We start from the raw sequence: 25,567 nt of genomic DNA, 5'->3' as shown, positions 1-25,567 counted from the left end.
ATTGCGGTTATACATTGTTGTGCGTAGGTTTTTCATTCCGCTATTGTCTTCTGCTTTTTATTTTTTAAAAGTCCGATAAATATTTAATCCAAACACAAGAATTGAAATCAAGCTAATTATTAAAACTCTAGTTCCAAATAAGTCGTTTACGATTCCAATTATTAAAGTCAAGATAAAAATCGCTAAATGAGCAATTGATAAATTTAAGTCAGTTTTTTTTCGCATTAGTGCTACAATTCCGTAACCGATAAAAAAAATCAACCACGAACCAAAAACTATCAAACCGTTAATAATCCATTGATTTGATTGGTCAAATGTCCAGCCAACAGTTTTATTCTCTCCTATTATTTCTTGTCCACTGAAATAATTACCCATGAAAAATGTCAGGATTAAAATCCAAAACATTCCTTTTTCAAAAATCCATTTCCAATTCATAGCGTTTTTCTCAACTTACGCACAACGTTTTGTGTATGAAAAGTTGCGATGATTTTAGTAGCAATTTTTCATTCAATTTCATGATTTAAAAGTAAATATAATTTTTGATTTATAGATAAAGAAGCAATTTTTTATACACGCTGTTAACTAATGTTGGAGAACACTAGCCAAAATTCAAAGCGGTTAGAAAATTTTACACTGAAAGCAAACGATACAGAATGCAAAACTAAAGGTTTTCAAACAAGAACAATTGTCAGCCAATAAAAGATAAATAGTTACAAGCCTTACTTGCATTTAGTTTGCGTATTTTAAGTTTTATATAAAGCCTTTTTTTAGAAAAAGAACGGATCAGAACGTTCAGCGAGAATTGGCTAAAAATACGATGAGGTTCTACTCAAAAGTAAACAGTAAGCTAAGTTATCGGAACGAGCCAAAGACTTTTCAAACACAAAACAAGAACCGACAATCAAGAAACAATGAGATTGGCAAATGAGCCAAACCATAAAACGTTTAGTTCTCTAAAAAAAGGACGAAGCTGGAATTATTGTTGAAAAGTACAATTTTGAAACTGACTTTGATTTATCAAAAAGAGAACTTCATATAATTCTCGACAATGATAGTTAACGGCTCCGGTTATGAGTAGTGCGGGTTTTGACAGCTCTTTTGTTTCAATCGAGCACTAACTTAAGCGAGCCATTTTTATGTTTATTATTTTCTTGATTAAAGATACAAATTGCGAGCGGAAAAAGAACCAGAAAGTAATGTTTTAGAAACTAGTCCCGCATTACTTATAACCGTTGTTAGGTGTAGTTTATTAATTCAATGGAATTCCGAATTCTTTCGCTGAATTCTTTTCTAAAAATATCGGTAACTCTTTATGTTTTCTTTCAAAGAAAAGTTTGAGTCCTTTTTCAATTGATTCTTCGCTAAACCCTTCTCTAAAACTTTCTTCCCATTCTCCGTTCACTTTGTATGAATGATAGATTACGTAGACAACTTGGTCATTTTTGGGATAGGTAAAAATTCCAAAATCATAGTCATTTAGATTGTCCTTAATTCCGATTGTAGGGTTTGATTTGGTCTCTGGATTATTGAATTTACTTGTTTGTTCTTTCCAAGGAAAATTTCGGAATTCTGATATAATATTCTTTAAATCCGTTTCCCCTTTGTTTTCAACTTGAAAATTATCATAGTTGTAATATTGAAAGTTATAAGTAAACTTATCAACTTTTTTTGTTCCGCAACTAATTAATATAAGTCCGATTATTAATGCTGTAAAAGTTCCTTTTTTCATATGAGTTTTTATTACACCTAACGGTATCGTATAACCGTCAGTTACGGGTTTAAAGTTACTGTTTTTCGGTTAAGCACTAACATTTGTAATTCCGAGTGGATTCGGACCTAGTCGAATCCGCCGTAATTGCGGTTATACATTGTTGTATGTAGTTTTTCATTCTACATAGGCTACACTTTCTCCAATTTTATATCTTAACCATTTCTTTTCCGATGTAGATTTTTGAGTTATTGTTCCACCATTTAGATAAACTTTATAACCTCCTATCACAAATATTTCTTTTGTTTTTTTACTTAGAACGATTTTATCTGCATTCTCAAATTCAAACACACTGGTTTTCAGGTTCACATTTCCGGTAAGAGTAATTGTTCCTTCTTCAAAATTCTGTTTTACTATTTGGTCACAAGAGTAAGTCAATTTATTTTCAGGTTCAACTTCATTTTGAGAATAGCAATTCATTCCAATTGCTAAAATCAGACTTACAGTAATAAATAATTTTTTCATACTTTTTAATTTATTATTCATTTTTTTTTGAGCTAGTTGCTCACATTACATACAACGTAATTGTGTATGAAAAGTTGCGATGATTTTAGTAGCAATTTTTCATTCATTTTCATGATTTAAAAGTAAATATAATTTTTGATTTATAGAGAATGAAGCAATTTTTTATACACCCTGTTAACTAATGTTGGAGAACACTAGCCAAAATTAAAAGCGTTTAGAAAATTTTATACTGAAAGCAAACGAGACAGAATGCAACTCCAAACGGTTTCAAACAAGCACAATTGTCAGCCAATAAAAGATAAATAGTCACAAGCTTACTTGCATTTAGTTTGCGTATTTTAAGTTTTGTAAAAAGCCTTTTTTTAGAAAAAGAACGGATCAGAACGTTCAGCGAGAATTGGCTAAAAATACGATAAGGTTCTACTCAAAAGTAAACAGTAAGCTAAGTTATCTGAACGAGCCAGAGACTTTTCAAACACAAAACAAGAACCAACAATCAAGAAATTAGGAGATTGGCAAATGATCCAAACCATAAAACGTTTAGTTCTCTAAAAAAAGGACGAAGCTGGAATTATTGTTGAAAAGTACAATTTTGCAACTGACTTTGATTTATCAAAAAGAGAACTTCACATAATTCTCGACAATGATAGTTAACGTTCCGGCTATGAAGCGTAGAAACGGTTTGGTTGGTTAGGGCTATGCTTTATAGCCATTGTTGTGCAACGTTATTTGTTTTTTTCAATCGCTTTATTTATTGATTCGGAAACTAATTCTTTTAATTTGGAATCTTCAGTGTCAGTTTCGTCTAATCGTTTCAAAATTTTATTTAATACAATTCCATCGTGGATTGGATTTCCCAACTCTTCAAGGACGAAATCTGTTTTTTCATTGCTTCTTGTTTTTGTTGAAAATCTACTTAAAAATGCAATAAACATTTTTGGGTTTTTCTCAAGCATCTTAAAAATCAGTTCATTGTTCCATTGACTGTATTCAACGTTGTTCGCACAGTCAATTCTCATATTCACAATGAACTTAAGATATGCTTGTGCATCAAGTTCTGTATTACGTTGCATCAAGGAATCAATTTCTTTTAAAGTTCTAAAATCACAAGGTCGAGTGATTTCTGGTTTTGATTCTTTTATTAGAGAAGCTGTTCCTTCTTCAATTGAGTCAGTTTTAATTTCCGCTATTCCCTCAATCCGTTTTTCAGTTTGATCTTGTTTTCCATTACAACTTAATAGAAAAGCAGTAGTTAAAATCAGTAATATTTTAGTTTGGAATTTCATTTTTTCTAATGTTGCACAACGTCTCTTGTATGGTGCGTTTGCTTACCGAAGGGAGCAAATGAACTATACAAATTGTTATGTCTTTTTTATTTTATTCAAATAGTTGTTTCATTTCCTCGTTCTCCGATTTTTGAGCAAGTCTATTTCCCAAATTCCAGATTTCCTTCTCCCAAATTTTCCATTGTCCATTATTTGGGTTGTTGACAGAAAAATAGGTTTCGATATTTCGAGTTATCACATTGTATTCATAGTATACTCCGTCAAGAGTAATTCCCTCATTTACGGTAAATAGTTCAAGATTATTAATGTTCTTTATAGGATCATTAATCTCGTCAATCTGCTCCTCAAAATATATATCTTTTATATTTCCTTTTGAATCATAAAGAAAAATTCCTTGGATTAGTTTTTCAGGATTTTTAATCTCTCGGAATTCACTTTTATCAAATTTTATAGTTATCAAACCTCCGAATCCAACAAAAGACCTATTAATTTTAGTAATCCAAATGTAATCTATTCCTATTTCGTTATCTCTCCATCCTTTTTCATTTCGGATAGTATGACCTCCGCTGTAAAGTCCGTCAAATCCAAATTTAAGAGCAAGAGATTTTTTTATCCTCTGATTAAATTGAAAAGTTGTTAAGTTTTCAGCTTCTTTAGTTTTGGCTCTATTCATTTTTTCTAATTGGGTATATTTTTACACCCAGTTTTTCAACTTTTATTTGGCCAAATTCTCATTTGAATTCTCTCTTTAGCAACTAACCTTTTTCTCCAAATAAGATTAACTAATATATTAGTAGCAGCAAAGTCAAATTTTGATCTGTCAGTGCGCGAACTTTCATCAATGTCTTCTGGCCCATACCAAGAAAGTTTATCAAGTTGTCCTTTAATTTTGGGTGATTTGAATGATATATCTTGCCAATTATGACCGAATTCATTTCTTATTTTTCTAATAACTTCAATTAAATCAAATTCTTCTTTTTCAATTAAGGAAAGAGAGTAACAAGCTTTTATTCTTGAAGAAAATGTACCTAGAGGAGCAGCAAATCCACTCAATAAGTCCTCTGAAACTTTATCTTGAATCAAATATGATTTTAAAATTTCAAAAAGCCATTCGTCAAGAATTGAAGCAACTAATAGAACTGTTCCTCTATCACTTTCTCCTTGAATAGTGCTGAAAAACTTTCCTAGCTCTTTTATTTCAGGTTCTGTTTGTTTTTTATTCATTTCTTAATTAGACATAACGTAATTGTGTATGAAAAGTTGCGATGATTTTTAGTAGCAATTTTTCATTCGTTTACATGATTTAAAAGTAAATATAATTTTTGATTTATAGAGAAAGAAGCAATTTTTTATACACGCTGTTAACTAATGTTGGAGAACACTAGCCAAAATTCAAAGCGTTTAGAAAATTTTACACTGAAAGCAAACGAGACAGAATGCAAATCTAGATGTTTATAAACAAGAACAATTGTCAGTCAATAAAAGATAAATAGTCAAAAGCCTTACTTGCATTTAGTTTGCGTAATTTGATTGTTGTAAATAGCCTTTTTTTAGAAAAAGAACGGATCAGAACGTTCAGCGAGAATTGGCTAAAAATACGATGAGGTTCTACTTAAAAGTAAAAAGTAAGCTAAGTTATTGGAACGAGCCAGAGATTTTTCAAACACAAAACAAGAACCGACAATCAAGAAATTAGGAGATTGGCAAATGAGCCAAACCATCAAACGTTTAGTTCTCTAAAAAAAGGAAGAAGCTGAAATTATTGTTGAAAAGTACAATTTTGAAACTGACTTTGATTTATCAAAAGGAGAACTTCACATAATTCTCGACAATGATAGTTAACGTAATTGTGTATGAAAAGTTGCGATGATTTTTAGCAGCAATTTTTCATTCGTTTTTCATGATTTAAAAGTAAATATAATTTTTGATTTATAGAGAATGCAGCAATTTTTTATACACGCTGTTAACTAATGTTGGAGAACACTAGCCAAAATTCAAAGCGTTTTGAAAATTTTATACTGAAAGCAAACGAGACAGAATGCAACTCTAAAGGTTTACAAACAAGCACAATTGTCAGCCAATAAAAGATAAATAGTTACAAGCCTTACTTGCATTTAGTTTGCGTATTTTAAGATTTGTAAAAAGCCTTTTTTTAGAAAAAGAACGGATCAGAACGTTCAGCGAGAATTGGCTAAAAAGACGATAAGGTTCTACTCAAAAGTAAAAAGTAAGCTAAGTTATCGGAACGAGCCAGAGACTTTTCAAACACAAAACAAGAACCAACAATCAAGAAATAATGAGATTGGCAAATGATCCAAACCATAAAACGTTTAGTTCTCTAAAAAAAGGACGAAGCTGGAATTATTGTTGAAAAGTACAATTTTGAAACTGACTTTGATTTATCAAAAGGAGAACTTCACATAATTCTCGACAATGATAGTTAACGTAATTGTGTATGAAAAGTTGCGATGATTTTTAGTAGCAATTTTTCATTCGTTTTTCATGATTTAAAAGTAAATATAATTTTTGATTTATAGAGAAAGAAGCAATTTTTTATACACGCTGTTAACTAATGTTGGAGAACACTAGCCAAAATTAAAAGCGTTTAGAAAATTTTACACTGAAAGCAAACGAGACAGAATGCAAATCTAAAGTTTTACAAACAAGAACAATTGTCAGTCAATAAAAGATAAATAGTCACAAGCCTTACTTGCATTTAGTTTGCGTATTTTAAGATTTGTATAAAGCCTTTTTTTAGAAAAAGAACGGATCAGAACGTTCAGCGAGAATTGGCTAAAAATACGATGAGGTTCTACTCAAAAATAAAAAGTAAGCTAAGTTATCGGAACGAGCCAGAGACTTTTCAAACACAAAACAAGAACCGACAATCAAGAAATTAGGAGATTGGCAAATGATCCAAGCCATAAAACGTTTAGTTCTCTAAAAAAAGGACGAAGCTGGAATTATTGTTGAAAAGCAAAATTTTGCAACTTACTTTGATTTATTAAAAAGAGAACTTCACATAATTCTCGACAATGATAGTTAACGGTTTGTGTATGAAACGTAGCGTGTAAAAAGACACTAACTTTTCGGATTAACACAGAGCCTAATTTTTATATTTTATTTTTGATTTTACTCCTTTAAAAAGCCAAATTTAAAAATTTAGCGAACTTTATAAATATACATAAACCTTTTGGTTAAGCAATTATTAGCTATGTTTTATACACCGTGTTAGCACAAGTTATTTTTATCCGTCAATTGTCATATACTTTGGTTTCATTCCCTCAAAGTCAATCGAAACATAGTGTCTCATTGGTTTTGAATCATAAGTTATTGACCATTTAGTTTTTTCATTTTCAATCCGTCCGATTGAAATTCCATCAAATTCAAATTCGTTGTCAAAGTTATTCAGACCCGCATCCTCAATGTTATCTTCTAGTTCATCTTTTAAAAAAGGTAAGATTATGTTTTCTTTGATTTTATTATAATCGGTATTCAATTTTTTAAAGAATTCCTTTTGTTCATTAGTTGGTCCGTTTTCGTCTGCATCAATGTTAATTCCTATTAGGTTTCCCTGAAAATTCACTTGACCATCATAAAAATTTTTTGAAGAATCTTTAAATTTTGTATATCCTAACTCTCCAAATAGCTCATCAACGAACTTTGGTTTTTTCTTGAAGATGTCAAATATTCCCATTCTTGAATTTTATTTGTGCTAACGGTCTCGTATAACCGTCAGTTGCGGTTAAATTAGCGATTATTTTCGAATTAAACACTAGTCTTAGCAATTCCGAATGGATTCGGACGCAGTAAAATCCGCCGTAATTGCGGTTATACATTGTTGTAAACAGTGCTTTTTTCATTTAGTTATTCTATTTACTTTAACATAAAACCAAGGCACAGGTTCAAATCCGTTTTCTTGGTCATTCATAAATTCCATTAATTCGTTCCAGTTCCTAAAATTTTCTATAAGTCCAAATTCGTTTATTTTTAGTCCAAACTTATCTTTTAATTCATTTACTAAATCGTTACAATGAAAAGAATGGAAGTCTCCACTTATTTCAATTCCAATTATGTCGTAACCTAAAAATTCGTTTTTTTCTAAATCGAGTTCTTTGTTTTTAAGTTTATTATAAATTCCAATTTCTCCGCTATTCGATTCAGTCGGTTTCGTCATTTCCAAAGCCTCGCTCAAATCAGATTCAGGAAAACTGATACTTAATATTTCAAAGTCAGAATCATTAGGAAAAAACTTTTCTTTGTATTCGGTTAATGTTTTTAAGTCCGAAAAAGTATTTATCCAACCAAGCTTTTCTTCGTCCAATTTTTTGTCTGCCCAAAATTGTATTTCCTCAATATTTTTGTCAGTCAGATTAAAAGTTTGTTTAGTTTCTTCTAATTCTTTCTTTTCAGTCGTTGCCCAAGAAATTGACCAAGAGTCAAAAAAAGAGTCGTTTATACAACGACTACAAGTATAGATTTCTGAACCTTTAATCGTTCCATATTCGACAGGTTTTAATTTAATCAGATAATATGCTCCAATGTAGTATTTCACTCAGTTTTCGGCATTGTTTACAACGGTCTCGTATAACCGTCAGTTACGGGTTTAAAGTTACTGTTTTTCGGTTAAGCACTGGCTTTTGCAATTCCGAGTGGATTCGGACATAGTCGAAACCGCCGTAATTGTGGTTATACATTGTTGTGCGTAGGTTTTTTCAGTTTGTAATTTCCTTTCTATACTCAGCGATTATTGATAATAGGTCTTTTCCAAGTAAAAACATATTAAACGTATAATCTACTTTCTCAGCAATTTTCAAATTTTCAATATTTCCCACAGATATTTCGTAAGTGTCATTTTCAAGTTTATTGTTGAAAGTAAAATGCTCAGAAGAAAAATGAATATGTCCACTTAGTTTTTTATATAATGATTTAAACTGTGGGAAAATCGCATCAATTTTTGTGACAAGATAATTGTCAGTCATTTTATTACCATCCCTATCTTTTAGATTTCTAATATGTTCCCCGTTTAATACTTTTTCGTAAAATTCTCCAGAATCTCTATAAAGACTCAAAGCGTATAATCTTAAACAATTATCTATTTGAAGTCTCATTAAGGAAATAGCAGTTTGATAATTATTACTTTCTGCGAGTGTTACAAAACCTCTATTCAAAGAAATTGCTCTGTTTGTTACAGACATTATGTAGTGGTTTATTTTAGAAATACCTTCTTCAATTTCATATATTTTTTTTATTTCTAAAATAAATAATTTCTCCAACAGAAGGATATTCTTAAATGTATGATTTAAGTTATCTTCAGTTACATCCGTATTCAACTTTTGTTTATCCATTCGGTTGAGTTTTACTTACGCACAACGTCTCGGCTATGGTTAGTACGGGAATTCAGAGAACTGAACTTTCGGACTTGCATTTAGCCAAAACTTTTTATTTTGTTTTATCTTTTCATTTTTAAAGCCAAATCAAAAGATTTGGTGGACTTTATAAAAATACACTAAATTTAGATTAAGCACCAAAACCCGTATTAATTATAGCCATTGTTGTAACCAGTTATTTTTTTCGATTATATTTTTCCTTTTGAATTCCGTCATTCATTTTCATTTCCCATTCAAGTTTGTCTTTGGTCAGTTTTAAAATTTGCCAACTTTGTTTTTCTCCCCATAATTTAACATTGTCATATTCTATTGTTATCATTCTGTCATTTATTTTCCAAGTTCCAATTCCGCTTACGTCTTCATAGTTTTCTCCAAATTTTGGAAGGGTTATCATCATTCTATTGTCATCGGTGAATTTCAAGGTTGTATTTTTAGGTACTGGCGAACCTATTTCATTGAAAGTGCTTTGTTCAATAATCCAAGTTCCGATTATTGTTTCATCAATATTGTTCTTTATTCCTTTTTTTACTGAACCACAACTAATTATTAAAATAATCAATACTATTTGAATAGACTTTGTCATTTTTGAGGTAGCGTTTAATTGGTTACAACTCGTTATATCTGTATAAAAATTCCTATTTATCGATTAAATATTCCGGATAACAGGAACTATTGTGTTTTTTTAGTGTTTTTATTTATCAGGGTGTTTTTTCAAAAGTATTGAAAATTTAATTAACTCCAAATAGTTTTTTTAAACACAAAAAACACCCCACAGAAATTCTCAATAGGGTGTTATAATGGATAAAACAAAGATAAAGTTTACAAATCGATAATTATATTATCTCTACTTTCTTCTTCAGGTAAAGTTGTTTTCTTTTCAAAGATGTTGTAGGTAACCTCCAAACTATTACCTCTATTTTTTTCTAATTCTGCAAAACGTTTTTCGTAGTTTTTATTACTATGACAATAAATGATTTTAGTTGGATTATGAGACATTTTATTTCCTCCATACATTCTGCCATTCTCTTTTACCTGAGAAATGAAAACCCAAATCACTTCTGGAAATTGATTCCTTAACTCATTTAATTGATCTGCTGTAATCTTTAAATCGGTAACGGAATCGGCAACAATAACATCGTTAATTTGACTAATCGCCTTTAGCTCTTGCATTGGTTTTTCAACATAACCTTTAACCAGAATATTTCTTTTTCCTTGGGGAGTTGTATTTCTATTTAGAGAATCAATAGTGTCCTTACATTCCATTCCTCCTTGTTCATAATCGATATAAACAACTTTCTTGTTCAGTTCTCCAAAGCCATTAGCTATTTGCATAGCTAATTGACTTTTACTGGAGTGTTTATTTCCTTTGATAATGATCAGTTCTTTATACGGTTGGATATTCTGTAGAAATTTTCCAATTTCTCCTGGTAATCTATAAATTCCAGATGCTTGTTTTGGAGCCGAAGTAGCTTTTACATAACCAAGTTTTTGCATCTTCTTTTCGTATTCACTTAACTCTTCATTCTTTGTTATGTCTATAACTGGAGTAGATGAAATATTTTCAACAGTAGTTTCTTCTTCTTTTATAACAACAGGAGCAACCACAGTTGTTGCTATTGTTGGTTGGTTGTTGGTTTTTTAGGTTCAAAAGAACATAACCCGCTCCTTTTAATCCTAATTCCAATTGTCTTGATTTTCTTTGTTGTTTAGGAATGGAAAAGTTTACCGCAATTTTTAAGTGTCGTTTTTCAATTTCTGTTTTCATCTTTTTAATTAGAGAAGTTTTTCCTGCTTCTGTTAATAATAATGATTTTTTACTAATAACTTGTATTGTTAGAATCCACCTATAGTATAATGATTAAGCTTAAAATTAGTAATACAAGAATGGCTGCTAAGATTTTATGAATACTTTTTTTAGTAGTTTCATAATTAGAAGATTAATTAGGTTACTAATATACCTTTATTTTTATCTAATTCCTTTTTGTTATTCAATGTAAAGAATATAGTAAAGTCTGAGTTGTAGTTTGATTCTGAACCTATTGAGATGTTATCAGTATTTAGTGGGACTCGAAATAATGTTTTAGTTTTTCTTTTTATTTCAATAGTGTCATTGGTGATTTTGTCAATTATTCCTTCTGTAAGATATTCACTTTCGTTAGAATTATGTTCTTCTTTGAAATTCACGATAACGGTAATGCTTTTATTTAATAATTGATTTTTAAACTTTTGTTTTTCTAGTAGTGGATTAAGGAAAATAAAAGCAACGGTAAACATAGCTGGAATTACAAGCGCTAAAAATTTTAAGCTTGAAATATCGCTTGTTAAAAATCGAAAAGCATCATCAAATATGTTTTGAAATAAAATCATTTTGTCCAATTTTTAATGAGGGAATTTAATCCACTTTCGATTCCTTGATAGTATTTTCCTTCTCTAAATTCTGGCAAAATTAATTCATTTAAGATTTTTTGACACATGTTATCTGTAAGTATTTTCTCAGTTCCAGTTCCTGTAGATATTCGAATTTTTCTTAGGTTTTTACTGAAAACAATGGTAAGACCATTATCTAAACCCTTTTGCCCAACTCCATTAAAGTCGCTCAAATCCTGAGAAAACCTGTCAAAGTTTTCATATTCACCAATTGATTTAACAGAAACAATTGCTATTTGATTTGTAGTCTTTGCTTTGAAATCTTTGATAATTTTAGTCAAGTTTTCTTTTTGATTTGAAGTAAAAATATTCTCAAAATCAGTTACCCTATCTTGTAATACAGGCAATTTATTAAAATATGATTGAGTTGTTTCGCTAAGCTTATTCTTTTGTGCGTTGCAACTACTGGTTATTGTTAGCGTTAAAACAAGTAACAGTTTAAGTATTAGTTTCATTTTAATCATTGTATGGATCCATTAGTCCTTTTGAATAATAGGTTTGTTTCCTCCAGAATTGAGCTGGATTTACACTACCTTTAAAATTATTACTGTAAATTGATTTTTCTTTACCCTCAAGAGTCTTTTTATAAGATAACTTTGCTCTTAGTTCAGTTTGAAATTCACCTTCATAAACAGGGATGGTAAATTCCCAAAAATGATTATAAGGTAAGAACAAAGAATGGTAGCTATTTCCGCACCAACTGTTTGGTGAATATTCAATATCTCTCCATTTCCCTTTTTTATCTTTTGCTTGAATTTTTAAATCCAGTCTGCTATCCTGAGCATCAAAGAAAATTGTGTCTTTAGAATTATTACGAACAAATAATTTAATGCCATTATATTCTTTCTTGTAAATATCTTTTATTTCAGAATCAACATACACCTCGAATTTTTCATTTTCAAGTTTAGTTACATCATTGTTTTTTTGAAAATTATTATTTGAACCACCCCAACCGCCATAACCAGCAAGTTCTTTTTTATATGGAGAAGAAGCATAAAAATAACCTCTATTCATATAGTCGATATTCAATTTTTTGATTTCTTTATTCTCTTTATGCTTCCAAATATAATTTCCCTTATAATCGATGTATCCGACTTCTCCTTTATTATTTAAAACATAGATAAGGTCATTGTTGTGTAAAAATTCTAATCTAAAAAATTGAGGTTCAATTACAATGTCATTTTGTGAATCCCAAAAACCATATTGATAAGAGTAAGAATCATTTTCTATACTTATGTCTTGATGAAGAATTAAGAATCTTCCAGATCGACTCACATGACTATAATCAAAATCAAATTCTCTTGGCTTTTTTATGAATTCTCCTTTGGTATTAATAACGCCCCAACCATCTTTTGTTTTAACAAAATCGATTCCATTTTCAAATAGCTTTTCAGGTTTTACATCATAAGTATCATGTACTAAGTCAGTAATTTCTGGACTAATAATCTCTCCCTTCGAATTTATTAGCCAGTATTTGTTTTTGAAGTTTTCTACAAAGGCTGCATCATTTGAAAAAGGTGTAATTTCCTTAAAGTCTTTATTGCTGAATAAAACATTTCCATCTGTGTTAATTACTCCAGCGTAATCTGGAAGTTTGTCTGAATTTGAAATTATTAAGTTATTGGATTGCGAAGGCGTAATTTTAATGCAAGCAACATCATCATTAAAAAACTCGTAACCATATTCTAATCTCCAATTATCATAAGGAATTTTAAATTCTATTTTATCATTGACATTAATAAAAGCTTGGTCATCTTCATTTTCTTTTACACCAGGTATTGTTACTAACGCCAAGCCATTTTTAAAAGGGTAAATTTTGTCATATTTTCCTAAAGGGATTATCCATTTTCCATTTGTGTCGATTACACCAGTTTTTTTGTTTTTATGAACGATTAAACGTTCATTTGAAAAAGAACCAACACGAGTAAATATTGGAGAAATAATTTTCTTTCCAGATTTAGTAATAAGTCCAAATTTTCCTTTCTTATTGCGAACAAAATAGATGTTTTCCTCACTAGACTTTTTGATTTCACTATAGTTATGATCAAATAACTTGTCGCCTTTTTTATTTATGAGAAATGGTTTTCCATCAATGTAAACTAGTGCAATTCCATTTTGAAATTTATGAGCCATATCAAATTTTGGATGGATTTTAAATGCTCCAGTAACATCGATGTAACCATAATTTCCGTTGAGTCTCACTGCGGCTAAATTTTCTTCAAATAAAGAGGCAGATTTAAATTTTGGTTTGATAATTTGTTTTCCTGAACTATCAATATAACCCCACAACCCATTTTCGATTATTGGATATAGTTTTTTTGAGACGTTTAGTTTGTTTTGACTATTTATAAGACCTAGACAAAAAAGTGCTAGGATACAAAGTATTTGTTTCTTTTTCATTTTCTATAAGAATTAGCAATATAAAAATACTCAAAATCTTTTATTGAAACAATAAAGCTTGATTAATCTAAGGAACAGCCTCCAACGGAATACTTATTAAAAAGTTTTTTGCCATTTTTATTAGAAAGAAATAAGAGTGTTTCAGTAGCTGCATAATGATTAGAATAACCAATTAACATATCAATTTTGTTATCTCCATTTAAGTCACCAATCCAATAAATGAACAGCCCTCCTTCGTAACCACCTGCAGACCAGGATGGGATATTTTTAATATTCATTATAGTTTGAGACATGTTACTAGTTGTATTGGTTACTTTCAACTCGTAATTTTCAATTTTTTCAATGAAAGGGAACTTATTATTCTTTTTTTTAACTACCGTTCCAGAAGCATAAATGTAAAAAGAAGAATGGTCATTTTTGTCTTCTTGATTATATATTGTTAGAAGCATTGTTTCCCCTGGAAAAAACATTCTGTTAACCCATTTCCCGGTTGTGGATGAAAGAGAATTTGTATTCAGTCCTTTGATTAAGAACTTCGGAATAGTCGATTTTTTAGGGTTAAAGTTTTCAATAATGAAATTATCCCATTCATGATAATCTTTAACTTGATAAATTGCTTTGTATTCTTCAGATATGTTGTTTTTAATGGAAGTCCATTGGGATTCGATACCACAATTAGGTATTATTACATTGATGTTATTTTTGACTTGGCTAAAACTTGATTGGTAAGAAATTGCAGTAAGAAAAAGCAAGAATAAATTTTTCATAGTTTATAATTTAATCGTTACAGATTATCAATTATTGAACCAAAAATTATTCTTCATACCAGTTTTTCTCGAATGATTCAATGTACTTTACATAGTCAGCATTTTTCTGAGCGTATTTTCTAGTAAGCTTAGCCCATTGATCGAATTTTTTTCTGTTTTTTAGTTTGAAATAAGCCTGAGCCATGTTTAAAGCCATTTCGCTTTTTTCAAAGTCATTATTTGAAATCTCAATTCCTTTAGTATAAGTACTTTCTGCTTTTTTAATTTTACCTAAATGCACATAAGAGTAACCCAGTTCACGGAAAAAATAGAAATCTTTCGGATTGTTTTTTAATGCTTTCTTTAATATTGGAATTGCCTCTTCATATTTTTTTAGATGATTATATGCATAGGCCAATTCAAATTCTAATCCTTCAAAATGAGGGTTCATCTTGTAAGCTTTTAACAATGGTTTCAAGGCATTTTCACAGGCTCCAACATGGTTGTAATGATATCCTTCGTTTTTTAAATAACTAATTTCATTAGAGCCTTCTTTATACAAAGATAACCATGTCGGAACTTTGGGTAAGTTTAATTCTTTTATTTGTTCATCTGTTAAAATAACAACTTTATTAGTGTTCGGTTCTAGTCTATATTTTACTGTTCCAGGTTCAGTTTCTCTTTTTAAATTTTTTAATCCGTCTTCAAGAACAACTAACTTGTTTTCAAAGTCAAAAGTAAAACCTGCAGTATTATCTAGATAAATAAAACCATAAGCATGTACAAGACTAGAGTCAGTATTTGGGAAAACTACCCATTTATCAACAGCATCAAAAAAATTGGTGTCAAAGCTGAAATTGGATTGCTTATTTTGTGAGAAATTTAAACTGGTTATAAATACTAGTAATAAAAAGACTTTTTTCATAGTTAGTTCTTTCGTGGTTATTGGTAAATTTAGATTGACAAGTTAGGAAAGTTTTTTTACTGTAATGTTTCTTTTGTGGTTTAAAATCTTAGTGTTTTTAAATTATGAGATAAAGAATTCTTATTAGTGTTAATAAATACATCTAGTTTTATTAGTCGTTTCTGATTTCGATTTTCTCTGAGTAAACAAATTATCTTATCAGCTAATACTATAAAAGTAGCCACGCTACAACTGATATTTTTGGATTAAGAGTATTTTATGAGGTTGAGATATTCTATTGAACGAATTGATAAGAGTTTTACGATAGGTTAAAAACGACGGTTCTCATCTACGAAAATTGATCCTTGAATTTTACAAATTTCAGAATTAATTGGTATTAATTTATTTAAATCACAAGTCCAAATTATTTTACCCTCTATGAAACTTTCCAACTCCATTATGTATTTTCCAACATCTACTTCACATAAAACATCTCCTTTTTTTACCCAATCATTTTCTTTTACTTTCCACTTCGTAACTACTGAGTTTTCTTTAAATCCTAGATCAGGAATTTTTATCGTAGTGATATTGTTGGTTTCTGTAAGTGATTCTTTATTAGATGAATCGATTGCAGTGTCGTTTCCTCTATGCACATCAGGTTTTTGATAATTTAAATTATCTTTTTGTTCTTTTTTATGTTCTGAATAACCTGGGAATAAAAAGTTTAAAAATGATTTTATCATAAGGTTGTTGAATATTTTTTGTGAGAATTCGTTAAAATTAACTTTTTTATTCCTCTTTATTCGTGTATTTTTTTATATCCCAATTTTCACAGAAAACTTCGTCTAAAACAAGTCCTCTTATATTTTTTGAAAACCTGTAGGTGCTATCATTTATTAGTAAAAGGTTAGGTTCGTTTTTTGGATTAAAATATCGAATTAACTCTTGGTTGAACTTATTAAATCTTATTAATACTGTGTCCTTGTCAATTGTAGATTTTCCTTTGTAATTAAAAGTTTGGTCCTTTTCAATATTTGAATCTGAATAATATTGTACTTTAAAGTTGAATGTAGAGTCTTTTTCAATTGTTAAAGACATTTCGCGGTAGTCATTTCCATCTAATGAAAGTACATAAGGAAGTTTAAACTCATATTTTCCATCAATTGGATCTATATTATCAATACATGGAGAGTCTGGACATTCTGAACAAGGTTGATGAATAGTTTTAAACCTTGTGAGGTTATCATAACGAGTATAATGATTATTATATTCAATTCCGAAATATTTCCATTTCCAATAGTACGTTTTTTCAATGTTAGGATTTTTTTCAATAGAAAAAATTATAGGATCATCATTTTTTCGGCTTGTTGCTTTTAAAATATAATTATCTCCATATTTAATGATTTCCTTAACTAGAAAATCCTCATGGTATTCTTGTAATCCAATTTTTAATATTTTATACCCATTTGATATAGACATAAGTTCAATATTGCCTTCATTTCGGGAACAAGGATAGTAAATGACAAACTCACCATTTACTTTGGTTAATTTTTGCCAATTTTCAGGGAATAAATTATAATCTATTCTTACCTCAGATGGTTTTTTAGAGTTGTTTTCTTTGCAGTTAAAAATCAAGAAAAGCAGGAAGAGAAACTTTATGAATTTCATAGAGATATTTTTATGACAATTTTTTCTATAGTTGCTTTAAGAAAATGGTACAATAATTTTTATAATTTCAAAGAAAAAGACTCACTATTGATTATCTTTTTTTACAAACCCAGGCCATCTTTCCATGTATTTTATGAAATTTTCACCTAATCCTTCATTAGCTAGGTATTCCCTAGAAACAGGGATTTTCGTAGCATTAAAACTAATATCTTTCATTACTCTTTCTGGGAAGTTGTGGTGGAGAATGGCAGATTTTCCTATTGTGACAAAATCTATTTTAGATTCCATCATATTTTTCACATCATCTCCATTTCTAATATTTCCAGCAACGGTTAGCTTAACATTTTTGAAGTCTAATTCGGTAAAATGATTAAGTAATGTTAGGTTTTGATATTGCTTTTCTTCTGGTTTTTTATAAACATCCCATAATGAAATGTCAAGGAAATCAATAGTTGTTTCGTCTATTAACCTTTGCGTAATTAATTTTATTTCATTCAAATCAAGTCCGAATCTTTCTGGAGATAAACGAACACCTAATAGAAACTTGTTCCCACATTGTTCTCTTATTCCTGAAATAATTTCAAACAAAATTCGGGCTCTATTTTCGAGGCTTCCTCCGTATGAATCCGTTCTTTTGTTAATGGAAGCGCTCAAGAATTGGGTTAATATATAGCCATGTGCACCATGAACTTCGACTCCGTCGTAACCACTTTTTTGAGCACGCTTAGCAGAACTAATGAAATCATTTTTTAACTGTACGATTTCCTGTAAAGAAAGTCTACGAGCTCCATGTTTTTCATTATGAGAAGGACAGACGGGTTTTTGATTTACTAGTTCGGCAGGAGTTCTCATCCCAGCATGATGTAATTGAATAACAGCTAAACTACCGTAAGATTTAATTTTCTGACTCAGTTTTTTATGTCCTTCAATATGAATATCAGAAAATATTCCAAGCTGTCCTGGGAATCCTTTTCCACATTCTTGAACATGTGAGGCACATGTCATTACTAATCCGAATTGACCTTTTGCTCTCATGGTAAGCCAGTTGAATTCATCCTTAGATAATCTCCCATCTTCAAAACTTTGTGTATTGGTAAGCGGAGCTAGCATGAATCTATTTTTCATTTTTAACCCACAAGAAAATTGTACAGGAGAGGACATGTGATGTGTCATTTGGATAACTTCGTTTTTATGGATAGTGTAATTAATTTTAGTTCTATTTATTGTCAAATGAACTTTAGTAAATAGAACGAATTTGTAATGATTGTAAAATAAGATTGTATATTTCCAAAGACAATTAAATTATCAATATAAAAATTTACAATCACTCATTATTGATGAGTTGATTATACTTTTAATTTGGAGTGATATCTTTTATATTATTAGTTTTAAACGCATCATCGTCTAATATTTGTTCTTTAACGGTATTGAAATCGATGGATTTTAAATCAATCTTTCTTATCTGTCTATTCCACATCGTATGAAAATAAAAAACTTTGTTTTTTAAATCTGAGGATGTCGTAATTTGTGTAGCACTACTAATTCCTTTCGGAATGTGGTCTTTCGGTATTTGCGCTCCAAGTGGGATGTTAAAATTATCAAGAATTCTAAACGATTCAAAAACAGCGTCAATACTATTTTTTAAAGGACGGCAAGTCGCTGTGAACGCAGCAGCTCTTACAAATCGAGAAGGAGGTGTAAAGTCTCCAGGAAGACCAATAAGTCCAGAACCTCCACCTAAAGGCTTTAAATTATAAGGTTCAAACTCTATTGGTGTATTTGGAATATTTGAAAGTCTTAAATAATTTCTTTGATTGGTTATGTGCCAATCGTACGTCGGAGAATTTGTGATTACACCTAAATATGGATCGTATATTTTTACCTCTCCATTATTAACAATTTCAATTATTTTACTATTCCCTTTTGCGTCGGCGATTTTAAAATGAAAAGGTAAATCGGCACCTCCAAATTTTTCATTTTTTACATCTACAACGATAATTTTATCTAGATTGGCAATGACGTCTTCTACTGTTTTAAAAGAAGATAACATCCATTGCATTAAATCACCCACACTCATTGACTTTTCTGCTTTAGTTGGGTCATAATCGCTATACTCCGCAAAATCAGGAAGATAATAAACACCTACATATAAACCCTCTTCATTAAGGCCATCTGGACCATAATTTTGCCCGTATGCAGTTAAAGTAACAAATCCATATTTTCCTTTCCATTTTTTCCCATTAAAACCTTCAGGCGTTTGACCTGTAAAATTTTTATTACGAGGAACAACTAATATTTTATTGTGTTGAGCATCACTTAAAGCCCATTCTACAGTTCTCGCCACAATAATTCCTCCATCTTGAGATTTTAAGGTTATACCTGTACAGGCAAATAGAGGGCTATTAATTAATGAAAATGCAAGGACAATGCTAATCGTTTGAAATAATTTTTTCTTCATGATAAAATTGATAATGAATTAGTATTTAGACAAGGGATTATTAAAATAATTTAAAGTTACATAAAATGTTTAAATTGAGTTAGAATCCTTTAAAACTATTTACTTCCTGAGAGATTAAATGGCTTTTATTGTAATGTATAAATACATTATCATATTCGAGTGTCAATTTAACATTAAGATCTAATTACTTATTTAATGTTAATATGGTTAATTCAAATGTTTTTTGTCCATGTAAGTAACTGTTTGAGCAATTATAAATTACGAACAAATTTGGCAGGGTTACCCACCCATAGTTCTGATGAAGCAATATGCTTTGTAACAACGCTTCCTGCACCAATTAACGAATTTGATCCTATTATTAGGCCACCTAAAATGGTGGCATTGGCACCAATAGAAGCACCGTGTTGAATGACAGTTTTTTGGTATGAGTCAAGATATTGCTTAGAACGAGGATACTTATCATTTGTAAATGTAACATTTGGACCAATAAAAACATTATCTTCAATTATTAATCCATCCCATAAAAACACTCCACTTTTTATGGTAACATTATTACCAATAATAACGTTGTTTTCTATAAATGTGTGACTACTTATATTACAATTAACACCAATTTTCACATTTTCCATGATACTACTAAATTGCCATATCCTAGTTTGTTTTCCGATGTCTGTCGTTTGAACGTCAGCAAGTGGATGTATAAAAATTTCATTACTTTTTGGTTTGGTCATAGCGAGCTATATATAATTTGAATAATTAAAGTGTTTTATCTCGAGGTCCTTTAATTATAGTCGATATATTTTATTTTTTGATAAAAGAGCAACACAGCCTTTAAATATTATTAGATCATAGTTAAATATAATTATTGAAATGTATTATTTACCTATGTCATTAATATCTCCAACTTTTTAAATCCGCTCCTCTAGGTGCTACCTTTTGGACTTTATCAACATATTTTTTAATGAACATTCTATGATATCGTAATCTACTAATATGATTTCCGTTGTCATGATCTCCATTCCAGCAATGCTCAGCTCTATCACCATAATCAACTTCTCCGTTATAATAAGGTGCCGTTGTTTCAGATAGAATTTCTTCAGCTAAATAAACAGCATTGTTCAAATAGTAATTATCCATATCACCACAGTATAAGTGAATTTTGTTTTTCCAATCTTCACCATGTTTAGCCCAATCTCTTTTTAAAATATAAGCTAAATCATAGTTTTCTTTCCAGTACTGAGCAACTTCTTTGTCAATTTCTCCTGTTATACGATCCCAAATTCTTTTTGGATAACCTTCCTCATCAATTGGAGAATATGTTGCCTCCCAAATATCCCATTGTTGTCCAGATCTTCCTTTAGTTCCTAGAACTAATTCTTTATAATTCATGTCTCGTAAGGTTGCATCTACATTACCTAAATAATCACGATGACCAGCAACTAGTGTTTTACGGAAATCTCCTTCTTTATAATAGGCGTTTTTATCTTCATAAATATTAACTAAACAGTAAGCTCTAAAATCAATAGGATCAGGACAAGCAGCGAAGCACATTCCATACTCTTTTGGATATTTTACTTGAACGGCCAACGATTCCCAACCACCAGTACTTCCACCATAAACAAATCTAGACCATCCTTTTCCGATTCCTCTAAATTGTTTTTCAATGTAAGGAATGAGCTCATAAGTTATGGCGTCACCATATGGACCTTGAGCCTCACTGTTTACAGCATAAGAGTCATCGTAATAGGGAGTTGGGTGTTGTATTTCAATAGCAATAACTCTAGGGAAATTTGGACCAGTCCAAGTTTTATAAAAATCATAAGCTTCTTTTTGTACCATTATATTATATCCTTCTACATTAAATCTTTCACTGTATTCAGGTTTAAGGTTTTCATCTGGAGGAGTTGTGCGAAATCCACCAAAATCAGCAGGAAAATGTCCGTGAAAAATAGCTAGAGGATAGTTTACATCTGGGTGAGAATCCCATCCTTCAGGTAATAGGACATGAGCTCCTACATACATATCACGTCCCCAAAAGTCACTTAAAAGCTTACTTTTTATTTTAATATGTTTAATATATTTTGAATCTTCAGGTGGAGTAATTGCGGGAATTTTTTGATCTAGTGTTATATTCAGTTTTGGTAATTTCCCATTACTAATAGAAATCTTTTGTGGGGTAGAGTAGAGGTTACCAGGAGCTTTATTCCATTGTTGACCTTCACCTCTGTCCATAGGAAGTTTAACTGTATGACCATCTGCTCTATTAAACGTTTCATATTTATGAAATAAAGCTTGTACATAAAATTCTCCTGATGGTAATTCACTGAAGTCTTGAACAGGATAACCAAATGATTTGGAATCAAATTGAATTGAAGTCTCAGAATCCCAATTCGTAATATCCATTCCGAATCCCTGACAAGTTTTTGAGTCATCTCTTAATTGAAATCGTGGTTCAGTTTCATTATCTTTTGAAAGCAACAAAATCAATCTTCCATCTAATTTTTCTTCATATTGTTCAGCTAAATATGAAATTTGAATATCAACCTCTTTCTGTTTTTGATTCGATTCAGAGCATGAGAATAACATGGAGGTAAAGAGAAAAAGAGTAATAATTTTAATCCGAATGGATACGTGATTAGTTGTTATCATAATAGGATTGATTAAAAGGTTTTCAGATTTTTAGTTTACTTAAAAGCTGGTTGATAAAATCGTTTTTCAAAAAATAAAAACCTAAACTACTTATTGTAATTTAGGTTTTTGAAATAAATTAGTTCTTGATATTTGGAGCTCCTATTTGTTTTAATTGCGCTTTTGCTGGAGCTATTGAGTTTTTAATAAGGTTTAAATCAGTAAGCATCGAATTATATAATTTGTTTGCATTACTCAAGTATTTTAAATGTGCTTTTGTTGGACCATAAGTAGTTCTTGCACTAGCTGCCCACATATAATCTCTTACACTCAGATATTCATTTTTCTCTCCTACTTCTTTTCGAGGGTTACTTCCGCTGAATTGTTGTTCTAATTTTAAAATTTTTGTACGAAGCGTTAAAAGCTCTGAATGAAGATTTTCATTTCTTTTGGATGCACGGTCGTAAGCCTTTAATAGTACTGTAATCATTTGTTTAGTATCTCTTATATCGCTGCTCAAATCGCTCACTTTGGTTGATAAATCAGCCACATTTTTCCAATGAGAAACTACATTTTCAGGAGTACTACCTTGCATACCTTTTTTACCAAAAGGCTTTACATCAAATGAAACTTTGTCTCCTAAACTAGAATACTTTCCTTCGATTTGTTTATAAAGTTGAGCGTTATAATTCCCAGGAGCAACCATATAACCAGATCCTTTCCTGTTTACATTATTTGGTGAAATTGTGTAGGTTGGTTCAGTTGAAAGATCCCAATTAATTCTTCCAGTTCCTTTAGAATTTTTAGCTTCAATTCTTTTAAGGATATTATTATCATTATCACTAACAAATAACCATAGTTTTGGTTGTATTTCTTTTTGTTCATCTTCCAAAACAGACCATGCAGGAACAGATACGATTCCTTTATTTTTTTCAATTTCGTTCTCTTTCTCTTTACGTTTTGCTTCTTTACTTTTTAGATTATTTTTCACATAATAAGTAAATTCTACGCCAAAAGGAGGATTGTCAGCTACAAAAAAGTTATCACCTTGTGATGCTTTTCTTCCGCCTCCTAAAACTCTTCTTTGCATATACCATTTACCAGCTCTAGGTTTGAATAATTGAGCTTCATTATCAGGATTAATTGTACGTAATGCCGAATAATCGTCAAGAATGTAAATTCCTCTTCCGAAAGTTCCTGCTATTAAATCATTTTCTCTTTTTTGAATAGCTAAGTCTCTTACTGAAATATTAGGTAATCCTGATTTTAATTTCATCCAAGAATTTCCACTATCATTTGTGAAGTAAACACCAAACTCAGTTCCTAAAAACAATAAATTGCTGTTCACATGATCTTGAACAATTCGCCATAATAATGTTCTATCTGGTAAGTTATTAGCAATACTTTTCCATGTTTTTCCTTTGTCCGAACTTTTAAAAAGATATGGTTGATAATCTCCAAATTTGTGATTATCGAATACTGCATACACTACATTTTGATCAAATAAATCTGCTTTTATATCATTTACAAAGGCAGTTTCTGGTAATCCTTTTATTTTTGAAAAATCTACTTTTCTCCAATTTGCTCCACCATTTTCAGTTACTTGAATTATTCCATCATCAGTTCCTGCATAAATTAATCCTTCTTGTTTTGGAGATTCAGATAATGACGTTATTGTGCTGTAGTTAGACATTGCATAGATGTCCCATGCATTATCCCATTTTTGTTTTTTTCCGAAGAAAGGAGTTTGAATTCGCTCCATATTATTCGTTAAATCTCCAGAAATTGGTTGCCAAGAATCACCTCGATCATCAGATTTCCATACTCTTTGAGAAGCATGATAAATTCGTTTTGGATTATGTGGACTTACCAAAATTGGCGCATCCCAATTATGGCGTTCAGCTTTTTCACCTAATTCTGGCTGAGGTTTAATACTTACATTTTCCCCTGTAATTCTATCGTGACGATTTAAATTTCCTTGTTGCCATTGAGCATAAACAATATTTGGATTGCCTGGTTCTGTAGCAGGTTGATGTCCGTCGCCACCTAATACAATAAACCAATCTGAATTCCTAACTCCATGAATGTTGTCTGTTCTAGAAGGCGCTCCTTGAGTACTGTTATCTTGTGTTCCACCATAAACATAGTAGAAAGGTTCTGCATCATCAACTGCAATTTTATAGAATTGAGTAACTGGTAAGTTATTAATATATTTCCAGTTTTTCGTTTTGTCAAAACTTTCGTATAAACCTCCATCACAACCTACTAATATATAATTTGGATCATTTTTTTTGAAAGCTACAGCGTGATTGTCCACATGTTTTTCAGATTCGTTCATTTGAGTAAAAGTTTTTCCTCCGTCAAATGACTCCAACATATAGTTATTCGCTAAGTAAAGATGATCAAATCGATGTGGAGAAGCATAAAGTTCTTGATAGTAATGTGGTCCAGTACCACCAGACACAGCGTTGCTCATTTTTTTCCATGAACCACCTTTATTTTCACTTTTGTATACACCACCTGTTCTTCTATCTAATTCAATAGCTGCGTAAATTACGTCAGGTTTTTGAGGAGAAATGGCTAAACCAATTTTCCCCATATTACTACTTGGGAGTCCAGTTTTTAGTTTGGTCCAATTTTCCCCACCGTCGTTTGATTTGTAAATTCCGGTTCCTGGTCCACCGCCTAAATATCCAGCAACTGTTCTATGACGTTGCCAAGTTGCAGCGTACAGTAAATCAGGATTTCTCGGGTCAATTAATAAATCTGTTGCTCCAACCCATTTATCATCTCCAAGGGTTTGTTTCCAAGTTTTACCACCATCGGTAGATTTGAAAACACCACGTTCACCACCAGCACTCCATAATGGTCCTTGAGAAGCAACCCACATTATTTTCGAATCTTTTGGGTGAATTATAATTTTAGAAAGGTGTTCCGAATTTTTTAATCCCATGTTTTTCCATGATTTTCCACCATCTTCACTTTTGTAAATTCCATCTCCATATCCGATATGTCTACCTCCGTCGTTTTCACCTGTTCCAACCCAAACAATTTCTGGATTTTGAGGATCAAGAGTTACACAACCTATTGAGTAACTAACTTGACCGTCAAAAATAGAATTCCAAGTTGTTCCTGAATTTTCAGTTTTCCAAACTCCACCGGATGCTACTCCGACATACCACACATTTTCGTTATTAGGATGAATAACAATATCTGCAATTCTACCAGACATAAGAGCTGGGCCGATACTTCGAAATTTCAGTCCGTTATAAATTGAACTTTTGTCTTGTTTTTTCTTGTCGGCTACTTTCTTGTTTTTTTGAGCAAAACTTGTAGCGACTAAAGTCAGAAACACAAAAAATGAACATAACATTTTTGTAACCTTCTGTCGTTTGATTGTTGTAGTCATTTTGTTTTTTTTGATAAC

Annotated in this window: 24 protein-coding genes; all 24 read right to left on the bottom strand. The window is 30.8% G+C overall.

Going from position 1 to position 25,567, the window contains the following annotated elements; genetic code table 11:
• Window positions 1–57: 57 nt before the first annotated feature.
• Window positions 58–435 carry a hypothetical protein gene (locus tag BTO06_RS12105; RefSeq protein ID WP_100925555.1) on the bottom strand — a complete coding sequence of 126 codons (378 nt, stop codon included), beginning with the start codon at window positions 433–435 and terminating at the stop codon, window positions 58–60.
• A gap of 814 nt (window positions 436–1,249) precedes the next feature.
• A complete protein-coding gene (locus BTO06_RS12100; protein WP_100925554.1) occupies window positions 1,250–1,729 on the bottom strand; it encodes a hypothetical protein in 480 nt (159 codons plus the stop codon).
• A 156-nt stretch (window positions 1,730–1,885) separates the two neighbouring features.
• Window positions 1,886–2,233: a hypothetical protein gene (locus BTO06_RS12095; RefSeq protein WP_157811832.1), complete on the bottom strand. Its 348-nt coding sequence runs from the start codon at window positions 2,231–2,233 to the stop codon at window positions 1,886–1,888.
• A gap of 725 nt (window positions 2,234–2,958) precedes the next feature.
• On the bottom strand, window positions 2,959–3,519 hold the full coding sequence (locus tag BTO06_RS12090) for a hypothetical protein (protein ID WP_100925552.1): 561 nt from the start codon (window positions 3,517–3,519) through the stop codon (window positions 2,959–2,961).
• A gap of 91 nt (window positions 3,520–3,610) precedes the next feature.
• Window positions 3,611–4,192, bottom strand: coding sequence for a hypothetical protein (locus tag BTO06_RS12085; RefSeq protein WP_100925551.1), 582 nt, complete (start codon window positions 4,190–4,192; stop codon window positions 3,611–3,613).
• Between the two features lie 35 nt (window positions 4,193–4,227).
• Window positions 4,228–4,743, bottom strand: coding sequence for an MltR family transcriptional regulator (locus tag BTO06_RS12080; protein ID WP_100925550.1), 516 nt, complete (start codon window positions 4,741–4,743; stop codon window positions 4,228–4,230).
• A gap of 2,023 nt (window positions 4,744–6,766) precedes the next feature.
• Window positions 6,767–7,216 carry a hypothetical protein gene (locus tag BTO06_RS12075; protein WP_100925549.1) on the bottom strand — a complete coding sequence of 150 codons (450 nt, stop codon included), beginning with the start codon at window positions 7,214–7,216 and terminating at the stop codon, window positions 6,767–6,769.
• Between the two features lie 162 nt (window positions 7,217–7,378).
• Window positions 7,379–8,074 (bottom strand): hypothetical protein, encoded by a 696-nt coding sequence (locus BTO06_RS12070; RefSeq protein ID WP_100925548.1) that lies wholly within the window; start codon window positions 8,072–8,074, stop codon window positions 7,379–7,381.
• A 160-nt stretch (window positions 8,075–8,234) separates the two neighbouring features.
• Entirely contained in the window at window positions 8,235–8,867 is a 633-nt protein-coding gene (locus tag BTO06_RS12065) for a hypothetical protein (protein WP_100925547.1), read from the bottom strand.
• A gap of 217 nt (window positions 8,868–9,084) precedes the next feature.
• Window positions 9,085–9,492 (bottom strand): lipocalin family protein, encoded by a 408-nt coding sequence (locus BTO06_RS12060; protein WP_100925546.1) that lies wholly within the window; start codon window positions 9,490–9,492, stop codon window positions 9,085–9,087.
• A 236-nt stretch (window positions 9,493–9,728) separates the two neighbouring features.
• Entirely contained in the window at window positions 9,729–10,514 is a 786-nt protein-coding gene (locus tag BTO06_RS12055; RefSeq protein WP_100925545.1) for a hypothetical protein, read from the bottom strand.
• Window positions 10,471–10,674 (bottom strand): hypothetical protein, encoded by a 204-nt coding sequence (locus BTO06_RS18515; RefSeq protein WP_157811831.1) that lies wholly within the window; start codon window positions 10,672–10,674, stop codon window positions 10,471–10,473. The genes BTO06_RS12055 and BTO06_RS18515 overlap by 44 nt, the downstream gene beginning before the upstream one ends.
• Window positions 10,675–10,850: 176 nt before the next feature.
• Window positions 10,851–11,276: a hypothetical protein gene (locus tag BTO06_RS12050; protein ID WP_100925544.1), complete on the bottom strand. Its 426-nt coding sequence runs from the start codon at window positions 11,274–11,276 to the stop codon at window positions 10,851–10,853.
• Window positions 11,273–11,791 (bottom strand): TPM domain-containing protein, encoded by a 519-nt coding sequence (locus BTO06_RS12045; protein ID WP_157811830.1) that lies wholly within the window; start codon window positions 11,789–11,791, stop codon window positions 11,273–11,275. The genes BTO06_RS12050 and BTO06_RS12045 overlap by 4 nt, the downstream gene beginning before the upstream one ends.
• A gap of 1 nt (window position 11,792) precedes the next feature.
• On the bottom strand, window positions 11,793–13,736 hold the full coding sequence (locus tag BTO06_RS12040; RefSeq protein ID WP_100925542.1) for a WG repeat-containing protein: 1,944 nt from the start codon (window positions 13,734–13,736) through the stop codon (window positions 11,793–11,795).
• Window positions 13,737–13,798: 62 nt separating this feature from the next.
• Entirely contained in the window at window positions 13,799–14,503 is a 705-nt protein-coding gene (locus BTO06_RS12035; RefSeq protein WP_100925541.1) for a hypothetical protein, read from the bottom strand.
• Window positions 14,504–14,549: 46 nt separating this feature from the next.
• Window positions 14,550–15,407, bottom strand: a complete 858-nt coding sequence (locus BTO06_RS12030) for a tetratricopeptide repeat protein (RefSeq protein WP_100925540.1) — start codon at window positions 15,405–15,407, stop codon at window positions 14,550–14,552.
• A gap of 308 nt (window positions 15,408–15,715) precedes the next feature.
• Window positions 15,716–16,129, bottom strand: coding sequence for a biotin/lipoyl-containing protein (locus BTO06_RS12025; protein ID WP_100925539.1), 414 nt, complete (start codon window positions 16,127–16,129; stop codon window positions 15,716–15,718).
• Window positions 16,130–16,175: 46 nt separating this feature from the next.
• On the bottom strand, window positions 16,176–17,054 hold the full coding sequence (locus BTO06_RS12020) for a copper resistance protein NlpE N-terminal domain-containing protein (protein ID WP_157811829.1): 879 nt from the start codon (window positions 17,052–17,054) through the stop codon (window positions 16,176–16,178).
• An 84-nt stretch (window positions 17,055–17,138) separates the two neighbouring features.
• Window positions 17,139–18,179: an NADH:flavin oxidoreductase gene (locus BTO06_RS12015; RefSeq protein WP_232731453.1), complete on the bottom strand. Its 1,041-nt coding sequence runs from the start codon at window positions 18,177–18,179 to the stop codon at window positions 17,139–17,141.
• Window positions 18,180–18,408: 229 nt separating this feature from the next.
• Window positions 18,409–19,512, bottom strand: a complete 1,104-nt coding sequence (locus BTO06_RS12010) for a linear amide C-N hydrolase (RefSeq protein WP_100925536.1) — start codon at window positions 19,510–19,512, stop codon at window positions 18,409–18,411.
• 251 nt (window positions 19,513–19,763) lie between these two features.
• Window positions 19,764–20,243: an acyltransferase gene (locus tag BTO06_RS12005; protein WP_100925535.1), complete on the bottom strand. Its 480-nt coding sequence runs from the start codon at window positions 20,241–20,243 to the stop codon at window positions 19,764–19,766.
• A 160-nt stretch (window positions 20,244–20,403) separates the two neighbouring features.
• The gene (locus tag BTO06_RS12000) at window positions 20,404–22,161 is read right to left on the bottom strand and encodes an alpha/beta hydrolase-fold protein (RefSeq protein ID WP_232731452.1); all 1,758 of its coding nucleotides are present in this window, start codon (window positions 22,159–22,161) and stop codon (window positions 20,404–20,406) included.
• Window positions 22,162–22,279: 118 nt separating this feature from the next.
• Window positions 22,280–25,549: a VPS10 domain-containing protein gene (locus tag BTO06_RS11995; RefSeq protein WP_100925533.1), complete on the bottom strand. Its 3,270-nt coding sequence runs from the start codon at window positions 25,547–25,549 to the stop codon at window positions 22,280–22,282.
• Window positions 25,550–25,567 lie beyond the last annotated feature (18 nt).

It is taken from the genome of Tenacibaculum sp. SZ-18 (assembly GCF_002813915.1).
Classification (GTDB): domain Bacteria; phylum Bacteroidota; class Bacteroidia; order Flavobacteriales; family Flavobacteriaceae; genus Polaribacter.
Note: the sequence above shows the minus strand (reverse complement) of the source record. Positions and strands in the feature narration are given on the sequence as shown.